Genomic DNA, 19,113 nt, shown 5'->3' on the forward strand with positions numbered 1-19,113 from the left:
CTTTAACTCATAACTCTTGTACAGACGCAATTAATCGCATCTCTCTTGTACAGACGCGATTCATCGCGTCTCCTAACTTATTTTGACGCGAGTTGCTCTATTAACATTACCACTTTCGGCATCACGGACTTTCTTACTCCGCCACAGCAAAATAATTGGCGTGCCTTTAAATCCTAGCTGTTGACGAAATTGCCGTTCAATGTAGCGACGATAGTTGTCGTTGAAGCGTTTCGAGTCGTTGACAAATAGAGCGATCGTTGGTGGTTGGCTACTTACTTGTGTACCATAATAAATCTTCCCTTGACGCCCACCACGGGATGCTGGCGGTGAATGCCAACTCACGGCATCTGTTAAAACTTCGTTAATAACTGATGTGCTGACACGGCGTTTGTGTGATTCAGCCGCCGTTTTCACCAATTCTAAAATCTTTTCTACCCGTTGTCCTGACAAGGCACTCACAAAAATTGTTTCTGCCCATTCGGTAAAATGTAACCGTGATTGCAGAGTTTTTTCGTAGTCGTAAATTGTGTAAGAGTCTTTTTCCACAGCATCCCACTTATTAACCACGATGATGCAAGCTCGACCTTCGTCGATAATCCGCCCGGCTAATTTTTGGTCTTGTTCTGTGACTCCATCTACGGCATCAATTACTAATAAAACCACGTCAGCGCGACGAATCGCTTTGAAAGCCCGGTTAATACTAAAGAATTCTGTGCCGTATTCGATTTGTTTCTTTTTACGAATACCAGCGGTGTCAATCAACCGATAAGTTTGTCCGTCGCGTTCAATGACGGTATCAATTGCATCGCGGGTTGTCCCAGAAATTGGGCTGACGATCGCCCTTTCTTCCCCAACAAAAGAATTGAGTAAACTGGATTTGCCCACATTTGGGCGTCCCACAATTGCTACTTTGATTTCATTCGTTTCTGGAATGTCTTCAATAGCAGGGATGTGATTAACTAACTCGTCGAGTAACTCTCCTGTACCACTGCCATGAATCGCGGAGATGGGGTAAGGTTCGCCCAATCCCAATTCCCAAAATTCGGCAGCTTGCATTAAGCCTTGTTCTGGGGATTCACATTTATTTACAGCTAATAGCACAGGTACGTGTTGTTGGCGCATCCATTCAGCGATTTCTAAATCTGCTGAGGTGGGACCTGTTTGACCATCGACTACAAAAATAGCCCCACAAGCTTCTGCAAGGGCTGTCATTGCCTGTTGGCGAATCAGTGGTAAAAATTCGGTATCATCATTAAAAACTAAACCACCGGTGTCTACCACTAAAAATTCACGACCATTCCAGAAAGCTGGAAGATAAGTGCGATCGCGTGTCACTCCCGGTTCATCATGGACAATCGCCGTTTGTTCCCCGGCGAGTCGATTAACCAGGGTGGATTTGCCCACATTTGGGCGTCCGATAATTGCAACAATTGGCAGTGCCATAAAACCAGGGTAAGTGAGAGGTGTAGTATATCACGTTCCTCCATTTTACTCGGTTTAAACTTGAAGTTTTAATAATTTCCCCATCATCTGAGGCGATATCTACGATGGGCTGTTTGGTAATGCCATACTTTTAAAAATAAAAAAGGTAGGAAATCCTACCTTTTACCCAAAAAAAGCATTTTGTAACCAAATACCAAATTCAATATCACACACGCTCTTGACGTATCTATTGCAAACCTATGACGAGGATGTGACGTTTAATTTGTAGCTGATTTCGCGATTACTCCCAGTTGCAACCCAGATGGATAGCTACCTTCTTCCTTGATGCGTTTAATTTCAGCATCAGTTATCTGCAAATTTAACTTTTGTGCTAGCGATCGCACAATATCCCCCCGATCAATTACACCAGCTACAGCGCCAGCGGGAGAAAGGACGGTAATTCTAGGTAACTGCTCATTTTCTAGCTTGTTAATTACCTCAGCGATTGTTGTTGATTCTGCAACGCTGGGTATTTCTGTCAGCGGATGCACTATGCTGTGCAAGGTTTGGGTTTCCCATTCACCCCTTTGGGTTAAACGGAAATCGTCAATGGAAACTAGACCCCGGTAACGTCCATCAGAAGCAGCAAAATAAACCTGTGAGGGATTGGTTTCTAAGAGGTATAAATCGGCAAAGGAACGCAATGTCTGGTCAGCATCAATTACACGAAAGTCACGGGTCATCGCATCGGCCGCCACCACCTTGAGTAGGCTTTCTTGCAATGTAGTCATATTGTCATAGGTGTTAGCGTTGCGGACAGCAAACCAACCTAACAGTGCAATCCACAAACCAACTACTAACTCTCTGGTGACAAAATCTACAACAAACCCTAAAGCGATCGCAGCATAACCCAATATTTGCCCAGCCCTTGCAGCCCAGTGTACGGCTTGAAAACGATTACCTGTGATTTGCCATAGTGCTGCTTTTAACACTTGTCCCCCATCTAGAGGTAAGCCGGGAATCAGGTTAAATAGAGCTACCACTAGGTTAATTCTCGCTAAATCTCCAACCATGACACTGAGGGGATTCGTATCAGGTATTACAAAAGCTGCTAGACGGAGCAGGACAAATAGGATGATACTCACCAAAGGGCCAGCGATCGCAACTTGAAAGGCTTTGAAAGGAGTTTTAGATTCTTCTTCAATGGCAGCAATCCCGCCAAACATAAATAGGGTAATTGAATTAACTCTAATGCCTTGCGATCGGGCTACCAAGCTATGACCCAACTCATGTAACAACACCGAACCAAATAGCAGCAGTGCCATAACTATTCCAGCACTCCAAGCTATAACAGACCCCCATTCCTGATAAGCTACTCCAAAATTCAGGGTTGCCAACCCTAAAATCACAAACCATAACGGGTCTAAAAACAGGGGAATTCCAAATAATGACCCAATTCTCCAATTTGTTTGCATTACACTGCCCTAAAACTAGATATAATTAGTACTTTTTATACTGATATATTACGCATATTCGTATACACATTTATATTGAGCATCAATTCGGTAGTAACGAGTGACGAAATGCCCTTATTTCTAGAATAGACAATTAATGCCTGTGAGCAAAACTCTGGAATTGGGCATGAGGTTAGGGTAAAGGTGAGAGGTAACAGGTGACAGGGAATAATTTATACCCTTTACCCTGTAACCTATTCCCTTCTTCACCCCCTGCCCAAAATCATTTTTAGGAGTTTTGCATTGATAGCGGGGTTACAAGTAACACATCTGTCATCACAAAACTATAGACGACCGATGTTAGTCAATCCTAAAACAATGCCAACGCCGATAATATGACCAAAAGCCATCGCTGCAACGAATGTGGGAATACTAATCGGCAGGATAGGGAACTTGGGGCCAACTAAGGGTTTTTCAATCCTAGTACTTAGTAAAACTATTACTAAGCTACTGATGCTGATGATGATTCCTACTGTAGGATTCCACGCAGGTGTTGCGGGAACAGTTTCAGCTGCTGCTAATAAAATAGAGGAAATCAAGTTTTTGTCTCCTGAATCGAAAAGTTAATGTAGACCTACAAGATTATAAAATTACAAGGCCCAAAAGTTTTTTAGATAGTTTAGACTTTTCTGATGATTAGTTTAAATTTGTTAAATATTCATGCGCGTTAAGATTTGCGGCATCACTCAACCAGAGCAGTCTATAGCGATCGCCTCTCTGGGCGCAACGGCACTAGGATTTATTTGTGTGCCAAACTCACCTCGTTACGTGACTACATCCCAAATTCGGGCAGCAGTGGCAGAACTCCCGAAAAATATTGACACAATTGGGGTTTTTGCCAACGCTAGTATCGCTGAGATCGGTCAAATAGTTGCTGATTCTGGGTTGACAGGTGTGCAGTTACACGGGGATGAATCACCAAATTTTTGCTACCAGTTACGTCAAGCTTTACCCACTGTCGAAATTATTAAAGCCCTGAGAATTCGTAGTCTTGAGCATCTTGACACAGCGGTTGATTACACCAAAGATGTCGATACTTTGCTACTTGACGCCTACCATCCGCAACAATTGGGTGGTACAGGCAAAACTTTAGATTGGACGATCCTAGAACAATTTAACCCTAGTTGTCCTTGGTTTTTAGCAGGAGGGCTAACAGCCGATAATATTGTGGAAGCTCTAAATCAGGTTAATCCTAGTGGCGTTGATTTATCTAGTGGTGTGGAACGGACACCAGGAGATAAGGATTTAGATAAAGTAGCCAAGTTGTTTGAGAAATTGGGGAGGAGGTAGTGAAGAAGGCAATAGGGTACAGATTATTCCCCATCACCTGTTACCTGTCACCTCTCCCCTAACCCCACTCCCCATTTATTAAAAGAACGCCGCTTGGTGGCGAATCAAGTTGAAAAATTCTTCGCGGGTTTTGTTGTCTTCTTGAAATACACCAAGCATTGCGCTCGTGACAGTCCAAGAACCTGGTTTCTGGACGCCACGCATAACCATACACATGTGGCTAGCTTCCATCACTACAGCAACGCCTTGAGGTTCCAAAATGGTCTGGATTGCTTCGGCAATTTGGCGGGTTAGTCTCTCTTGTACTTGTAAGCGACGGGAATACATCTCAACAATCCGGGCCAGCTTACTCAGTCCAACAACTTTTTGGTTGGGGATATAAGCAACGTGCGCTCTACCCATAAATGGCAGCATGTGGTGTTCGCACAGACTAAAGAAGTTAATATCTCTGACAAGTACCATCTCGCTATGCCCTTCATCAAAGATGGCATCGTTAACGAGTTCTTCAAGGGATTGGTTGTAGCCACTGGTCAGAAACCGCATTGCCTCAGCTACTCGTTTGGGTGTTTTTAGGAGTCCTTCGCGTTCTGGGTCTTCACCAACTCCCAGTATTAGTGTCCGCACGGCGTCTTTCATTTCCTCCATCTGTTCCTCTGTTGGCGGGAACACATCCGGTTGTCGCCCGTTATGAGTATTGCGATCGGGTCTAGGAGTTATGGCTTCTGCCAAGTCGGGAATCAGAGGCGATTGAGAGCAATTGGAACCGTTGGAACTAGCAATAGTCATGATTCAGTCTTGGTTATGGTTTTGTCATTAGTCACTTGTACTGAGCGCAGCCGAAGTATTAGTCATTGGTCATTGGTCATTTGCAAAAGCACAAAGACAAACGATCAAGGACTAATTAGAGTGCGCCAGCGCTGGGCATTAGGGTCAATTCATCAATAACTGCCTGTTGTGGTAACAGAACTGTGTAGAGAATTGACTGAGCTACAATTTCCGGGGTTAACATTTTGGAACGGTCTAACTTGACATGGACTGTTTCTGTATCCCAAAGTTCGGTATTGACTGCACCGGGACAGATAGCTGTGACACGAATGCCGTGAGTGCGTTCTTCTTGTGCCAGGGTTTGAGAGAGGGCTATCAAACCAGCTTTGCTGACGCTGTATGCTCCCCAACCGGGAAAGGGTTGCTTGGCAGCAATTGAGGCGACGTTGATAATTGTGCCTGTCCCCCGATCGCGCATTGAAGGTAAAATCCCGACAATGCACTGAAACACGCTGGTGAGATTCAAGTTAATTACTTGCTGCCAGTCTTCTAGGGGAGTTTCGCTCAAACTGCCTGTATAGGCAAGACCCGCACTGTTTACCAGAATGTCTATATCACCAAAGTCAAGAGCGATCGCTTGGATCTTTTCTTTGACTTCGGAGAGTCGCGCTAAATCTACAGCGTAAGCTTTCGCTTCCACCCCAGTATGCTCTACGGCTTCTCTTACCGCCTCCAACTTATCCAAAGAACGGCTGACTAAGGCGACATCTATTCCCGCTTTCGCAAAGGCTAAAGCCGTTGCTTTCCCAATTCCACTACTTGCCCCAGTAATTAAGGCACGTCGTTTTTGCTCAACACTCATAGTGTCTCCCAATTTTTTGGCAGTTCCCAAAGCCTATTACCACCCCATTATTCACACTTCTCGGTTTGGATAGATTAAAGGAATTTAAAAATATGATGATTTACATTAGGCAAATGCTATGATGCAGCACAATAGTCCCCACCTTGTGGGTTTTAGGAGTGAAGACAACAAATTTTTGCCTGGAAAACCACGCCGTACATTCAAATTAGATTATTTACATAATACAAAACCCACTCAATCAAATTGAGTAGATTTGCAAAAAATGCAAATGCCTATGGCTAGATTGTTAAAAATCTTTAAGCACATAGGCAATTATAGCATTGCTGTTTTGCTAATCTATCGTTATAGAGTTGCTTTAGTGGGCAACTTCTGTAAAAACACCAATTTTGCGGAATTTTTCATAGCGCATTTGGCGGCGTTCTGGAGCGGTTAAACGATTGAGTTCGTCTAAATTTTCCATCAGCACTTGCTTAAGAGTGGTAGCGGCTTTTAGGGGGTCAGAATGAGCGCCACCAGTGGGTTCAGGTAGTATTTGGTCGATAATTCCCAACTTTTTCAGGTCGTGGGAAATAATTTTTAGCGCCACGGCGGCTTGGGGAGCCTTACCAGCATCTTTCCACAAAATGGCAGCGCAGGCTTCGGGGGTAGCGACGGTATAAACGGAGTGTTCAAACATGAGTAGGCGATCGCCTACGCCAATACCAAGGGCACCACCGGAACCACCTTCACCGATAACTGTGCAGATAATTGGCACATCCAAGCAGAACATTTCCCGTAAGTTGTAAGCGATCGCTTCTCCTTGACCTTGGTGTTCTGCTTCTACCCCAGACCAAGCTCCTGGCGTGTCAATAAAAGTTAGTATCGGCATACTAAATTTATTGGCGTGTTCCATTAACCGCATGGCTTTACGGTAGCCGCCAGGATAAGGCATTCCAAAGTTACGGGCAATATTGTCTTTAGTATCGCGTCCTTTTTGATGACCCAACATCACCACAGGTTGCCCACTCAGACGACCAACACCACCAACTAAAGCCGGATCGTCACCACCACAGCGATCGCCATGCAATTCCATCCATTCATCACTAATTGCCTGAATGTAATCGAGAGTACTAGGGCGACGCGGATGACGAGCGACTTGTAATCGCTGGGACGGGGATAGACTAGTGAAAATTTCCTCACGTAGTTGCATGGCGCGTGCTTCTAGTTGACGAATTTGACCAGAAACATCGACGCCATTTTCTTCTGCAAGTTGCCGAATTTGATCGATTCGGGTTGCGAGTTCTGCTAGGGGCTTTTCAAAATCTAACAGTAGCGGTTTACGCTCGGTAGTTGCCATCGTAGGGGTTATAAGTACGAGTTATAAGTTATCTATCCTTTGTCCTTTGTCTTTTGTCAGTTGTCCTTTGTCCTTTGTCCTTTGTGCAAATCACAAATGACTAATGACCAATGACTAATAACCAATGACCAATGACTAAACCAGCAGAGGTCTAAATCCATGTTTCACTGATACCTTACCAATCTGCTCCATTTTGTCTACGGTAATCTGATTCCGTCCCCACGAAAAGTTCGTGTATAACTTCTCAAATTCCAGCAGCATTGATTCAGCAAAACAAGCAAACAACTGGCGGGCTGGCACGTCCATATTGACGATTTTCATAATTTTCCAGTCAATATCCAGGGAATGCTCGACAATCCCACCATTTAACACGTATACACCAGGATGCTGAACTTTTGTTGCTAAGTTTTTAGGATAGCCACCATCAATCAATAAACAGGGTTGTTTCAAAGTGGTCGGGTCAATTTCTACGCCTCTGGGCATACTCGCAACCCAAACTACAACATCAGCTTCAGGCAGTGCTTCTGTCAAACCCATGATTTTTCCTCGCCCCAGTTCGCCTTGCAGTTCTTTGAGGCGTTCTTGATCGCGGGCGATTAACAAAAGCTCTTTGACATCTGTTTTCGCATCTAGCCAGCGGGTAACTGCACTACCAATATCCCCAGTTGCCCCACATATCGCAACAGTGGCTTTTGATAGATCGATTCCCAATTGTTTTGAGGCTTCTTCCACCTGCTTACAAATAATGTAGGCAGTGTGTGTGTTTCCTGTAGTGAAGCGTTCAAACTCTAGTTTAATGTTGCGGACTTGGCTAAACTGGTCTAACTTAAAGTTTTCAAAAATAATCGAGGAAAATCCGCCTAAAGCTGTAATGTTAATGCCATGCTTTTGTGCGTGAGCCATCGCGTTGAGGATTTTCCGTGTCGCGGCTTTGATGCGCCTACTGGCCAGCATCTCGGGCAAAAAGCAAGATTCTACATACCGTCCTTCAATTTTTTGCCCAGTTACACTGGTGACAATAATTGTATCGACAATTTGCGGTGGGGCGCTGCACCAAAAGTCTAGCCCTTGATCGGCATATTCTGGGTATCCCAATTCTTTAGCTACCGATTGAGCGTGTTCTAAACTAGTCAGATGTCCAATTAGACCAAACATGTAGTGATTATTAGGCTTGTGCTGTCTTGAGGCGTGGAATATGTTAAGTGGTTCAGCAGTCCTGAGTCCTAAGTCCTGAGTTCTGAAGTTCTGATAAATTTGAACTACTCAGCACTCAGCACTCGTTACTCAGCACTCTATTTAAGCGGCTATGAGTCCGTAGGCTGACAAGCGCATGATATCGCGAGTCGTGAAGCCTATGTTACTTAATGCTTCACCGTATTGAATCATAAAGTCTTCTACCAAAGCATCTTTTTCCATTGCCATTGTGTGAGCATCACCCTCTACTTTGTTAAGCATTTTCCAGACGATGGGTAAGTTCTGGCGATTTGCAAGTTCAAGTTCAGCTTTGGATTCTGTGAAATGTTCTTTCAACCAAACTTCTCCAAAGTTGAGATGGCTATATTCTTCTTTTACTACTCCTTCCGTGATTTTGCGGGCAAAAGCGTCGGCGACGGGGATGTAAATGTTATATGCTGCAATCGCAAAACATTCGATAATCAAAGACTGAATCAACAGACAAGTGACGACCTTACCTTCCGCTGCTGCTGTTTGGAAATTCTGGTGTAATCCAGAGAAAAATTCCTTGGCAAATTGCAAATCTGGGGTAACATCCAAATTGCGCCCACAAGCTTCAAATCCTTTTTTGTGTCGGCTTTCCATCTTGGAGAGGCGAATCAATTCATCATGAGATTCTGGCAGCAGTTCGGCTAATGTGATGTAATTTTCATGGGCTTCTTGTTCCCCTTCAATCACGATCGCATTAATCCGGCTATAAGCATCTTTGTATGTTTCGCTCTTGAAATCTAATTCTTTAAATTGGTCTGCAAGCTGCTGCATGGTTATGTTTACTCCTGTAAACCTGAATTATTTGACACCAAGATTGGAATTTACCCTATGAACTGAGGGTAACAATCTCTGTGGTTTAATTTAACTTAACAAGTAGACTATGTTTATAGATTAATGGTTGCTGGGGGCAATGCTCTAGTACTAGCGAAATAAATGCTTTGCAGCTCAAGTTATGTTTAAACCAAACTCGAATGTGAAATCTGGTGATTTTTTGAGCCTAGTAATCTTACTGCTAGGGGCATTTATTGTTCTACTACCGCTGTTTGTGGTCTTTCTCACCTCCTTTGCACCGACATCCGCCAGCCCAGAAAATTTGTTCAAAAATAACTGGTCTTTAGCAAATTACCGCGTTGCGTGGCAACAAGGAAAATTTTTGCTGGCGTTTGCTAATTCTACCTTGGTAGCGATCGCTGTGACGGCGTTTCAGATTGTCACTTCTGCTTTGGCTGGTTACGCCCTAGCACGGTTGAAGTTTCGGGGACGGCAAGCATTGCTATTAGTCGTTTTAGCAACTTTAGTGATTCCCTTTCAGTTATTGGTGATTCCCATCTTTTTGGTATTGAAGTGGGGACACCTGATAAATACATATTGGGCGCTGATTTTACCCACTGCGGTTAGCGGATTTGGGATTTTTTTATTACGTCAGTATTTCCAGACAATTCCCGTGGAGTTAGAGGAAGCCGCAGCGATAGATGGGGCAAACCGACTGCAAATTTTGTGGCGGGTGATGTTACCTTTAGCCCGTCCAGCATTGGTGACGCTGTTTTTGTTCACCTTCATCGGTGAGTGGAATGATTTGTTTAAGCCTTTGGTATTTACGACAAGACCAGAATTAAGGACGGTGCAACTAGCGTTGGCTGAGTTTCAGGAGCAATTTACGAATAATTGGCCCTTAATGATGGCAGCTGTGACAATAGCAACAGTTCCAGTGATGGTATTATTTCTCATCGGTCAGCGTCAATTTCTTCAGGGTATAGCTGCGACGGGGATTAAGAATTAGTGTGGAAGGCGGTAAGTGGAAGCCCGATTTTAGTTACTAGACGAGATGCCCACTCGACAATAAATAATTTGAATTGGGGACTTCCAATAAATAAATTATCCAAATAAATGAACCACAGAGCCGCAGAGAACACAGAGAGAAGAGAAATAGAGAGGATTTTTGCTTCAGTTTTGGGATATTTTTTTATTTGGAAGTCCCTTGGTATTACTTAAAAAATAGCTGTAAAGAAAATCCCCCAGGAAAATTATGAACTTTTATGACACTGAGCGTAATCATTGCTAACTAAACTGAAGCAGTAATTATACACATCCCGTCAGGAACGAAAACACTCATGAGTTCTCAACAAGTTATAGACCCTCAAATATTACAGCAGTTACAAGAAGAGATTCAGCAGAAAATGGATCAAAGCTTAGAAAACGCTGACTTACACTCAGTGCTTGAAAAGTACGGCTTATTAGAATATAGAGTCTTGAGAATTCATTGGCAGTGTAATCTCGATCCCAATCAACTCAAATCTGATAATGCAGTTGATGAACAGCAACCCAATGCATTATTGGCAGAAACTGCAAGACCTTCAATACCAGAAATTGTGTTAGTTAAAAAAGCATTGTGTATACCTTGCCCATCAACTGGCAGCCCTTTAGGCTGTAACTGCTAAATAATTTTATCTTCGGACTGCAAAGAGTTTATTCTAGTGAATGTAAAAATACTAAACTTTGCTTTTATGTAGTATTTAGGTTACAGAGATAACATCAACGTAATTAAATCACTACTTAGCAAAAAGCAGTATTTTAATAAACTCTTATTTTTTGAGCGCAAGTTTTTAATGTCTCAAAATCGAAGCAGTTGCCACTGGAAGTTAGGAATAGTGAGTACTTTAGTAATTGCTACAGTACTCACTTTTGCTGAGAGTTGTGCCTTAGCTCAAATTCAAAAAGATGCCACACTTGGATCTGAAAGTTCAATCATTACACCAAAGCTAATCGATGGTCAGCCTATAGACCAGATTGATGGTGGAGCAGTTCGTGGTACAAACTTGTTTCACAGCTTTGAACAGTTTTCTGTCTCTGCGGGAACGACAGCCCATTTTAACAATGCAATAGATATTCAGAACATTATCAGTCGGGTGACAGGCAATTCTGTTTCTAATATAGATGGCATTCTCAAAGCTAACGGTACAGCCAACGTATTTTTAATTAATCCTAACGGCATTGTTTTTGGACGCAATGCTTCTTTAAATATCGGCGGTTCATTTGTGGCTAGTACGGCGAGTAGTTTGAACTTTGCTGATGGTACAAAGTTTAGTGCTACATCTGGTCAAACTGCACCTCTACTCACAGAAAGTGTTCCTATAGGTTTACAATTCGGAACAACTGCTCGACCTATCCGCAATCAATCCCAAGCAAGTCCCAATAATGCAATTAATACCTTCGGACAAGGTGTTGGTCTACAGGTGCAGCAAGGCAAAACCCTAGCACTTATAGGCGGTGATATAACACTAGAGGGCGGAAATTTAACGGCAAGTGGGGGAAGAATTGAGTTAGGAAGTGTTGCTGCCAATAGTTTGGTTGGTCTGAGTTCAACGAATCAAGGTTGGGCATTAGGATATGAAGGTGTTCAAAATTTTCAGAACATCGAACTCACCCAGCAAAGTGAGATTCCATCTACTGTAGATACCAGTGGCAAAGGTGGCGGTAATATCCATTTGCAAGGACAACGAGTACTGGTAACTGACGGTTCACAAATTTTGGTTCTTACTTTGGGAGCGCAACCAGGAGGAAATTTAACAGTGAATGCTTCCGAGTCTGTAGAACTTGGACTAAATGCCTTCTTGTCTACTGGAACTCTCGACACTGGAAACTCTGGAGATATAAATATCACTACCAGGAATTTGATTGTCAAAGATGGAGCGCAAGTTGTAATGTTCAATCTTGGGTCGGGATTGGCGGGGCAATTGACCATCAACGCCTCAGATTCCGTAGAACTAATTGCAGGTATCCCCATTTCTCCTTTGCCAGATGGTAGTGATTTAATATCCAGTGGATTATTTAGTGGAACTTATGGCGCTCAAAATGCTGGCAGCATAATAATTAATACTGGAAAGTTACGTATTGAGGGAGGGGCAGCAATATCAACAAGTTCTGAGGGTATACTTGGGCGTTTTTCTAACCAATTTATACCAGCTACAGGAAATGGAGGAGATTTGACAGTGAACGCCTCTGAGTCCGTAGAATTAATGGGAACCTCAGTAAATGGTTCTAGGCTCAGTAGCTTGTTTGCTGGCACTCAAGGGACTGGAAATGGCGGCAACTTGACCCTAACTACAGGGCAATTGATTATCAAAGATGGGGCAGCAATAACTGTAAGCAGTGAAGCTCGAAAAAATGTTAACTATCAAGGGGGTGTACCCAATTTAGGTCTAGCAGGTGAACTCAATATAAGCGCTCATTCCATCCTGCTGGATAAAGGAAAACTCACATCTAATAGTGAGTCAGGTAAGGGTGGTGACATTGGGATACAGGTGCGGGACTTATTGCTAATGCGTCGAAACAGTCAAATATCTACTAATGCCGGAGGTGATAAAACTGGCGGTAATATCACCATCAATGCACCTAATGGCTTTCTCGTCGCCACTCCTTTCGGAAATAGCGATATTACAGCCAACGCCAACTTTGGTTCTGGTGGTAAAATTGCGATCGCTGCTAAGAATACCTTTGGGTTTGTGTCACGCACCCGTGCAGAGGTGGAGAGATTTGATCCAAAAGATATAAACCCGAATAACATACTAACAAGTGACATCACTGCATTTTCTCAGCAAAACCCTTCATTAAGTGGCACTGTACAAATCAATTCACCAGATGCTGACCCCAGTAAAGGATTAGTGGAACTACCTGTAAATCTGGTTGATGCTTCCCAGCAAATTGTTGCTGGTTGTAGTTCTGGTGGAAAAATAGGAAGAAGTTCATTTGTTACTACTGGGCGTGGAGGAATACAAGCCGATCCCACGGAGCCATTGATAGCTGATGATGCTGTGCTAGCAGATTGGATCGCCCTACCTCCAGAGAGTCAGATTCGTGCTGGTGGTATTCAGAAAAGAGTGGTTATTCAGGCGCAGGGAAACACAGAAGAAAAATCACAGAAAGTTAATTCTGTCAATGAACCTACTCAAATTGTAGAAGCCCAAGGCTGGGTAGTGGATGCCAATGGAAACGTGGTTCTGGTTGCTCAAGTACCCACTGCATCGCCTCATAACTCCTCGCTCGTCGCTACATCTTGCATTGCTAATTAAAATTTGACTTTGTTGATTGTCCTTACCATATATTTTTTACAAATGTACAATTTTAATAAATTTAGGTAAACAGCAAAACATATAATTACCATTTTCGATGTATCCTATTTAGGATTGCTAAAGATTCCCTGCTGTTCAGTAACTATCACTTCTTTGAAAAGGTGCAATACAAGTATGAGTAAGATATGGAATTGGGCTAAAGGTTTAGGAATCGTAATCGGTGGTGCAATAATTTTTTCTGGAAACTCTACTATTGCTCAAATTAACCAGGGCGGTAATCTACCTAATAATTTTGGTAGTACCACACAGAACAAGATCAAAATTATTCAATATGCTAAATGCAAGAACGCGCCATATATTCAGAACATTATTAGCCGAGTAACGGATCAAAACTATAGTGTATCAAGAGATAATATCTTGAAATTTAATTACAGTATCTACCCATCTCAAATTCAAGATAGAGATGCTGTTGGCAACCAACAAGTTAATGAATTATTCTTATCAATTCCAGGTCAAATACATACCTTACTATCACAATCAAGTTGCTGGTGTCCTTGTAGAGGTGTTTGTCCTTGCTCATCCTCATGTTAGTCAGTATTTTATTTTTGTAGCGACCGTCTTGAAAGTCAAGCATCGTCAAAAAACTAGGGTTTGTTGATGATCGCGAACTTTACCTTAACTTTTATACAAGCGATCGCACCTTCTACTAAACTCATCTGTGGTGCGTTGGTGTAACCCTTCGTAGACATCGCTCCTTTGCAATCCCCTTCATACAAGCGATCGTCCCTTCTACTAAACTTAGATGTCGTACGATCGCTTCTTCGCAATGACCTTCATACAAGCGATTGCTCCTTCTACTCAAATCAGGTGTGGTAGGTTGGCGTAGCCCGTCGTAGAGATCGCTGATTCGCTATGAACTTCACACCAGCGATCGCACCTTCTACTAAACTCAGGTATTAGTGTGATCGCTTCTTTGCAATGACCTTCATACAAGCGATCGCTCCTTCTATTAAACTCAGGTGTGGTGCGTTAGCATAGCCCGTCGTAGACATCGCTTCTTTGCAATAAACTTTATATAAGCGATCGCTTTTTTTACTCAAATAAGTGTGAGTGCGATCACTGATTCGCAATGAACTTTATATAAGCGATCGCCTTAATAAAGCTTGTGAGCTTATCCAAACCCTAAGCAGAGTGTGAGACTTGAGGAGGTATTAATTACTCAATTCTCTTGAGTGATCAATGGTCAGTAGCCAGATTTATGAATGCTTTAAGGAAATACAACATAAATATATGAAGTTTTGTAACACAATGCGTAATTATAACTAGTCAAGCTGAAGTCATAATTATCGGAATTCGCAAGAGCTTTAGAAACCTAATGGTTTCGTACCACTCTAGACTATGTATCCTTGATTCCTTCGTTGCCAAACTGTACTAATTAAAGTCTCGTTAATTTAGTACATCACAAGATAATTTCACACATTTACCACTATGCAAGGAAAGTAAAATTCATGGAATCTCAAACTTCACAGCAAGCATCTCTGGATTCTCAAACGTTAGAGCAGTTACAAGACGAGATTCGGCAGGAAATGCGCGAGATAATCCAGAACTCAAAACTAACTAAGGTACTAGAAAAGTACGGTATTTCAAAAAAGAATGCCTTGAAAATTGAATGCAGTATTAATCTAACTAAAACTCAATTGAATGATACGAACTGTTCATTCTTAATTCCTGGCAAACATATTGTATTAGCGACATGCTGCCTTGAAGGTGACATTTGTGTGAAGTGCAAGCCTCCCCATAACAGTTAATAATAATTGTAAGTTGTGTTTCGCTGCTGCTCTACCCAACCTATGCAAATTTATGTTTGAGTTCTTAACTGAATATATTGGGCTATAACCCCTATTGTTTTGCTGGGAGATTTTTATCAAACTACTACGTTTTACTCAGCATGACACAACTTTCATTGGTTACTGAAGTCTCATTTTTTAATGTAGGTAAAGTGTAACCATTGTTCATTAACTGGTAGTACTTTTGAGCGGTGCAATATCCTGTATGAGTAATCTTTGGATTTTGTTAAAAAGTTTAGGAGTTGCAATAGCTGGTGCAATAGCTTTCCCTGGAAACTCTGTTATTGCTCAAATTATCCCGGATGATACTCTATCTCCTGCTTCTCAAGTTATACCACAGGGCAATACTACAATTATTGAAGGTGGAACTTCAATAGGAAGCTACTTGTTCCACAGTTTTAAAGAGTTTTCTGTACGTAATGAGACTACTGCTGAGTTTAGAAATGCTGAAAGTGTTGAGAATATTATTAGCCGAGTAACGGGGAAGTCTGCTTCTAATATTCAAGGCATGATTAAAGCTCAATACAAAGCCAACCTGTTTCTAATTAATCCTAATGGGATTATTTTTGGTCCCAATGCTTCTTTAAACATCGGTGGTTCATTTGTTGCGAGTACGGCGAGTAGTCTGAACTTTGCCGATAGTACTCAGTTTAGTGCTACAGATCCCAAAAGCGTACCTCTGCTGAGAGTAAGTGTTCCCATTGGTTTACAATTTGGAGCAACTGCTAATCCCATCCTCAATCAATCGTCCTACCAAGTAAGATCAAATGGTGCAAGTTCTCCTATAACCGTTGGTTTACAAGTGCAGCCTGGCAAAACCTTGGCACTTTTGGGCGGTGAGATAACTCTAAAGGGCGGAAGTTTAACAGCAGAGTCGGGACGAATAGAGCTAGGAAGTGTTGCTGGCAATAGTTTGGTCAGTTTGAATTCAACAGACCAAGCTTGGGTCTTGGGATATAAAGGTGTCCAAGATTTCCAAGACATTCGACTAATTCAGAGGCAAACTAATGACGATTCAGAGATTCCATCTGTTGTAAAGACTAATGGTAATGGTGGCGGCAATATCCAGGTGCAGGGCAGAACAGTAGAACTAATTGGTTATCCTGTGCGCTTAGTAAGTCAGACTACGGGTAATATAGCTGGCAAAGATTTAACAATTAACGCTAGGAAATTAATTGTTAGAGATGGCGCACAAATAGGTACTTCTACTATAGGCGAAGGTGCGGCAGGGAATTTGATCGTAAACGCCTTTGAATCTGTAGAGGTGATTGGTAGCCTTATCAGACCAGATAATCAGACTGTTGTTAGTACATTGTTTAGTACAACCGGCGCTGACGGGAAGGCCGGTGACATAACGATCAAAACTGGAAGATTGCTTATTCAAGATGGAGCAGAGATATCAGCAGATTCTAGTGGAACTTTACAGAACTCACAAGTAATATCAGCTACAGGAAAAGGAGGAAACTTGACGGTGAACGCCTTGGAGTCCGTAGAGTTAATTGGAAGCACAGCAGAAGGTTTCCCTAGCATCTTGTCTGCTACAACTTTCGGTCTTGGCGAGTCTGGGAAAGTGACAATTACTACAGGAAAATTGATTGTCCGTGATAAAGCTGAAATAAACGTGAGCGTTTTAGGAGATGGACGCAACCAAGGAAGAACATCAGGCGAAATCAATGTAACCGCTCGCTCCATCTTGCTCGACAACGAAGGAAAACTCATATCTAATAGTGAAGAATCAGGTAAAGGCGGAAATATTGCGCTACAGGTGCGGGATTTATTACTGATGCACCGCAATAGTCAAATATCCACTAATGCCGGAGGTGATGGAGATGGCGGTAATATCACCATCAAAGCACCAAATGGCTTCCTTGTTGCCGCTCCCTTAGAAAATAGCGATATCACTGCCAACGCCAACTCTGGCTCTGGTGGTAAAGTTACAATCAACGCTAAAAGTATCTTTGGGTTTGTGCCACGCACTCGTACAGACTTAGTGAAACTGTTAAATACTGAAGATCCAGGGCAACTACAGCCAAGTAAGCTGCCAACAAGTGACATCACGGCATTTTCTCAGCAAAACCCTTCATTAAACGGTACAGTACAAATCAACTCACCAGATGCTGACCCCAGTAAAGGATTAGTAGAACTACCCGTAAATCTGGTTGATGCTTCGCAGCAAATTGTTGCTAGTTGTAGTACTGGTGGAAAAATAGCAAGAAGTTCATTTATTACCACTGGACGTGGAGGACTAGTAGCCGATCCCACACAGCCATTGATAGCTGATGATGCAGTGCTAGCAGATTGGATCGCGCTCCCTCCAGAGAGTCATAATCGTGCTGGCGGTATTCAGAAAAGAGCCATTGTTCAGGCGCAGCGAAACACAAAAGAAAAATCACAGAAAGTTAATTCTGTCAATGAACCTACTCAAATTGTAGAAGCCCAAGGCTGGGTAATGGATGCCAATGGGAACGTAGTTCTGGTTGCTCAAGTACCCACAGAATCGCCCCATACCTCCTCACTCAACGCTAAATCTTGCGCTGCTCATTAAAAATTGAGATATGGCGATATTTCGTAACTTTGCAGTCAAGCGCGATCACCTATTCTCTAATTCGTCTCCTGAATTTGCAGACGAACAGTGTGTTCAGTCGCACCACTAAGTTGCAACTCCATGATTTCACCACCCAGAGGTTCCAAGCAAGTGAGGAGCGATCGCAAATTGGGTGTACTTGCGCCAGTATCTACATATAATCGATCTGCTAAATTACCGATCCGTTTCCAAGTCATGTACAATTTAGCGATCGTTTGTTCAATTTGCGATGCCTGATTTACCAAATCAGCAGCAATGCTTAAACAGCCGACTCTTTGCGCTTCTTCTAAAGCTGTTTCAATATCAACATTTTCCTGCGTCAGCGCCTGAACTTGAGCCGCCCCTTTCAGATATTTCGCCAAGTTACGCGCTTCAGTAGTTACCTGTTTCAGGGTATCCACATCAGGATTGGCAGCTATTTCCTTTTGGATAAACTTTTGATGGGATTCTGGCAGTTTTTCCATTTCCTTCACCAGAGGGGCGATGTAGCGGGGGGGAAGGGTGTTATCTGCTGCTTTTTCTTTAACTGATTCGGGTAATAAGTCTGAGGACATGGCTGTCCATTCATCGCTGAGTTGACGCACTTCTCGCCTAGTGATGCGATCGCCTTTTTGGGCAGCTTCACTCACCATTTGTTGTACTTCTGGGACTGCTTTGGAGGTTTCGACAAATGCCCGTTTACTGAAGTTGTTCACAGATCCGGGGTCAAGTTTACCGTCTTCAATGAGAGTATCGGCACTATTCGCCAGTTGAATCCAGGAGTATGCTTGACTTTTGCTGATTTCCCGCTCTTTTAGCCATCGCAAAAAGCCAGTACCGCGGCCGTCACCACCCACTTTTTCTCTGTCGCGGATCGCCCGTAAAATTCGCCCCCGCCAGATTTCGGTTTGCAAATCAAAGCGATCGCATACCTGCCAAGCTATTTCTAGCTGCTCTTGAAAATCTGACTCTAGAATCTGTTCATCTTCTGGATCGGGCAGTTCAAAGCTGATATCGGCTGGCTGTAGTAAAGCAGCAGCAAGGTCGTTGATGGTGTCGGTATCTTGCACGATTGATGACTAACTAGTGGATGCGATCGGCTTATTATGCCACAATCTGTGGACTCATACTTAAGGGGGAGTACGGTATTTTGAGTTACAACAAAGATAGTAGGAAGGGGTAAACCACCTTTGTGAAGTCTTTAATTAATCAGAGACAATA

The 19,113-nt window shown here is 42.8% G+C and carries 17 protein-coding genes; 7 read left to right on the forward strand and 10 right to left on the reverse strand.

Features of this window, described 5'->3' with window-relative positions; translation table 11 throughout:
* Positions 1 to 72: 72 nt before the first annotated feature.
* The 3 genes from der to psaK form a co-directional block, all read right to left on the reverse strand.
* On the reverse strand, positions 73 to 1,443 hold the full coding sequence (gene der / locus V7K44_RS04350; protein WP_334928981.1) for a ribosome biogenesis GTPase Der: 1,371 nt from the start codon (positions 1,441 to 1,443) through the stop codon (positions 73 to 75).
* Between the two features lie 257 nt (positions 1,444 to 1,700).
* The gene (locus V7K44_RS04355; RefSeq protein WP_334928983.1) at positions 1,701 to 2,897 is read right to left on the reverse strand and encodes a site-2 protease family protein; all 1,197 of its coding nucleotides are present in this window, start codon (positions 2,895 to 2,897) and stop codon (positions 1,701 to 1,703) included.
* A gap of 323 nt (positions 2,898 to 3,220) precedes the next feature.
* Positions 3,221 to 3,475 carry a photosystem I reaction center subunit PsaK gene (gene psaK, locus V7K44_RS04360; RefSeq protein WP_322672169.1) on the reverse strand — a complete coding sequence of 85 codons (255 nt, stop codon included), beginning with the start codon at positions 3,473 to 3,475 and terminating at the stop codon, positions 3,221 to 3,223.
* A 121-nt stretch (positions 3,476 to 3,596) separates the two neighbouring features.
* Between psaK and V7K44_RS04365 the strand changes: the two genes are divergently transcribed.
* Positions 3,597 to 4,226 carry a phosphoribosylanthranilate isomerase gene (locus V7K44_RS04365; protein WP_334928986.1) on the forward strand — a complete coding sequence of 210 codons (630 nt, stop codon included), beginning with the start codon at positions 3,597 to 3,599 and terminating at the stop codon, positions 4,224 to 4,226.
* Between the two features lie 78 nt (positions 4,227 to 4,304).
* Here the strand turns inward: V7K44_RS04365 and folE are convergent, their stop codons facing one another.
* The 5 genes from folE to V7K44_RS04390 all read right to left on the reverse strand — a co-directional run bounded on the left by folE (position 4,305) and on the right by V7K44_RS04390 (position 9,184).
* On the reverse strand, positions 4,305 to 5,012 hold the full coding sequence (gene folE, locus V7K44_RS04370) for a GTP cyclohydrolase I FolE (protein ID WP_334928988.1): 708 nt from the start codon (positions 5,010 to 5,012) through the stop codon (positions 4,305 to 4,307).
* Between the two features lie 115 nt (positions 5,013 to 5,127).
* On the reverse strand, positions 5,128 to 5,853 hold the full coding sequence (locus V7K44_RS04375) for an SDR family oxidoreductase (protein WP_334928990.1): 726 nt from the start codon (positions 5,851 to 5,853) through the stop codon (positions 5,128 to 5,130).
* Positions 5,854 to 6,208: 355 nt separating this feature from the next.
* On the reverse strand, positions 6,209 to 7,189 hold the full coding sequence (locus V7K44_RS04380; protein WP_104907940.1) for an acetyl-CoA carboxylase carboxyltransferase subunit alpha: 981 nt from the start codon (positions 7,187 to 7,189) through the stop codon (positions 6,209 to 6,211).
* 135 nt (positions 7,190 to 7,324) lie between these two features.
* Positions 7,325 to 8,344 (reverse strand): long-chain acyl-[acyl-carrier-protein] reductase, encoded by a 1,020-nt coding sequence (locus V7K44_RS04385; protein ID WP_334818000.1) that lies wholly within the window; start codon positions 8,342 to 8,344, stop codon positions 7,325 to 7,327.
* Between the two features lie 141 nt (positions 8,345 to 8,485).
* The gene (locus tag V7K44_RS04390) at positions 8,486 to 9,184 is read right to left on the reverse strand and encodes an aldehyde oxygenase (deformylating) (protein WP_334896515.1); all 699 of its coding nucleotides are present in this window, start codon (positions 9,182 to 9,184) and stop codon (positions 8,486 to 8,488) included.
* Between the two features lie 181 nt (positions 9,185 to 9,365).
* Between V7K44_RS04390 and V7K44_RS04395 the strand changes: the two genes are divergently transcribed.
* The 4 genes from V7K44_RS04395 (at position 9,366) to V7K44_RS04410 (ending at position 14,073) form a co-directional block, all read left to right on the forward strand.
* Positions 9,366 to 10,193: a carbohydrate ABC transporter permease gene (locus V7K44_RS04395; protein WP_334928993.1), complete on the forward strand. Its 828-nt coding sequence runs from the start codon at positions 9,366 to 9,368 to the stop codon at positions 10,191 to 10,193.
* 331 nt (positions 10,194 to 10,524) lie between these two features.
* Positions 10,525 to 10,851, forward strand: coding sequence for a hypothetical protein (locus V7K44_RS04400; protein WP_334928994.1), 327 nt, complete (start codon positions 10,525 to 10,527; stop codon positions 10,849 to 10,851).
* 168 nt (positions 10,852 to 11,019) lie between these two features.
* Positions 11,020 to 13,482, forward strand: a complete 2,463-nt coding sequence (locus V7K44_RS04405; RefSeq protein WP_334928996.1) for a two-partner secretion domain-containing protein — start codon at positions 11,020 to 11,022, stop codon at positions 13,480 to 13,482.
* 174 nt (positions 13,483 to 13,656) lie between these two features.
* The gene (locus V7K44_RS04410) at positions 13,657 to 14,073 is read left to right on the forward strand and encodes a hypothetical protein (RefSeq protein ID WP_334928998.1); all 417 of its coding nucleotides are present in this window, start codon (positions 13,657 to 13,659) and stop codon (positions 14,071 to 14,073) included.
* A gap of 365 nt (positions 14,074 to 14,438) precedes the next feature.
* On the opposite strand, the gene V7K44_RS04415 is transcribed toward V7K44_RS04410, so the two are convergent.
* Positions 14,439 to 14,612 (reverse strand): hypothetical protein, encoded by a 174-nt coding sequence (locus tag V7K44_RS04415; protein ID WP_334929000.1) that lies wholly within the window; start codon positions 14,610 to 14,612, stop codon positions 14,439 to 14,441.
* 378 nt (positions 14,613 to 14,990) lie between these two features.
* Here V7K44_RS04415 and V7K44_RS04420 point away from each other — a divergent pair, with 378 nt between their 5' ends.
* Together V7K44_RS04420 and V7K44_RS04425 are read left to right on the forward strand one after the other, a co-directional pair.
* A complete protein-coding gene (locus V7K44_RS04420) occupies positions 14,991 to 15,290 on the forward strand; it encodes a hypothetical protein (RefSeq protein WP_334929002.1) in 300 nt (99 codons plus the stop codon).
* A gap of 244 nt (positions 15,291 to 15,534) precedes the next feature.
* Positions 15,535 to 17,874: a two-partner secretion domain-containing protein gene (locus V7K44_RS04425; RefSeq protein ID WP_334929004.1), complete on the forward strand. Its 2,340-nt coding sequence runs from the start codon at positions 15,535 to 15,537 to the stop codon at positions 17,872 to 17,874.
* A 56-nt stretch (positions 17,875 to 17,930) separates the two neighbouring features.
* Here V7K44_RS04425 and V7K44_RS04430 read toward each other — a convergent pair whose 3' ends face one another.
* Positions 17,931 to 18,962 (reverse strand): hypothetical protein, encoded by a 1,032-nt coding sequence (locus V7K44_RS04430; RefSeq protein ID WP_334929005.1) that lies wholly within the window; start codon positions 18,960 to 18,962, stop codon positions 17,931 to 17,933.
* Between the last annotated feature and the right edge of the window lie 151 nt (positions 18,963 to 19,113).

It is taken from the genome of Nostoc sp. (assembly GCF_036917235.1).
Lineage (GTDB): Bacteria > Cyanobacteriota > Cyanobacteriia > Cyanobacteriales > Nostocaceae > Nostoc.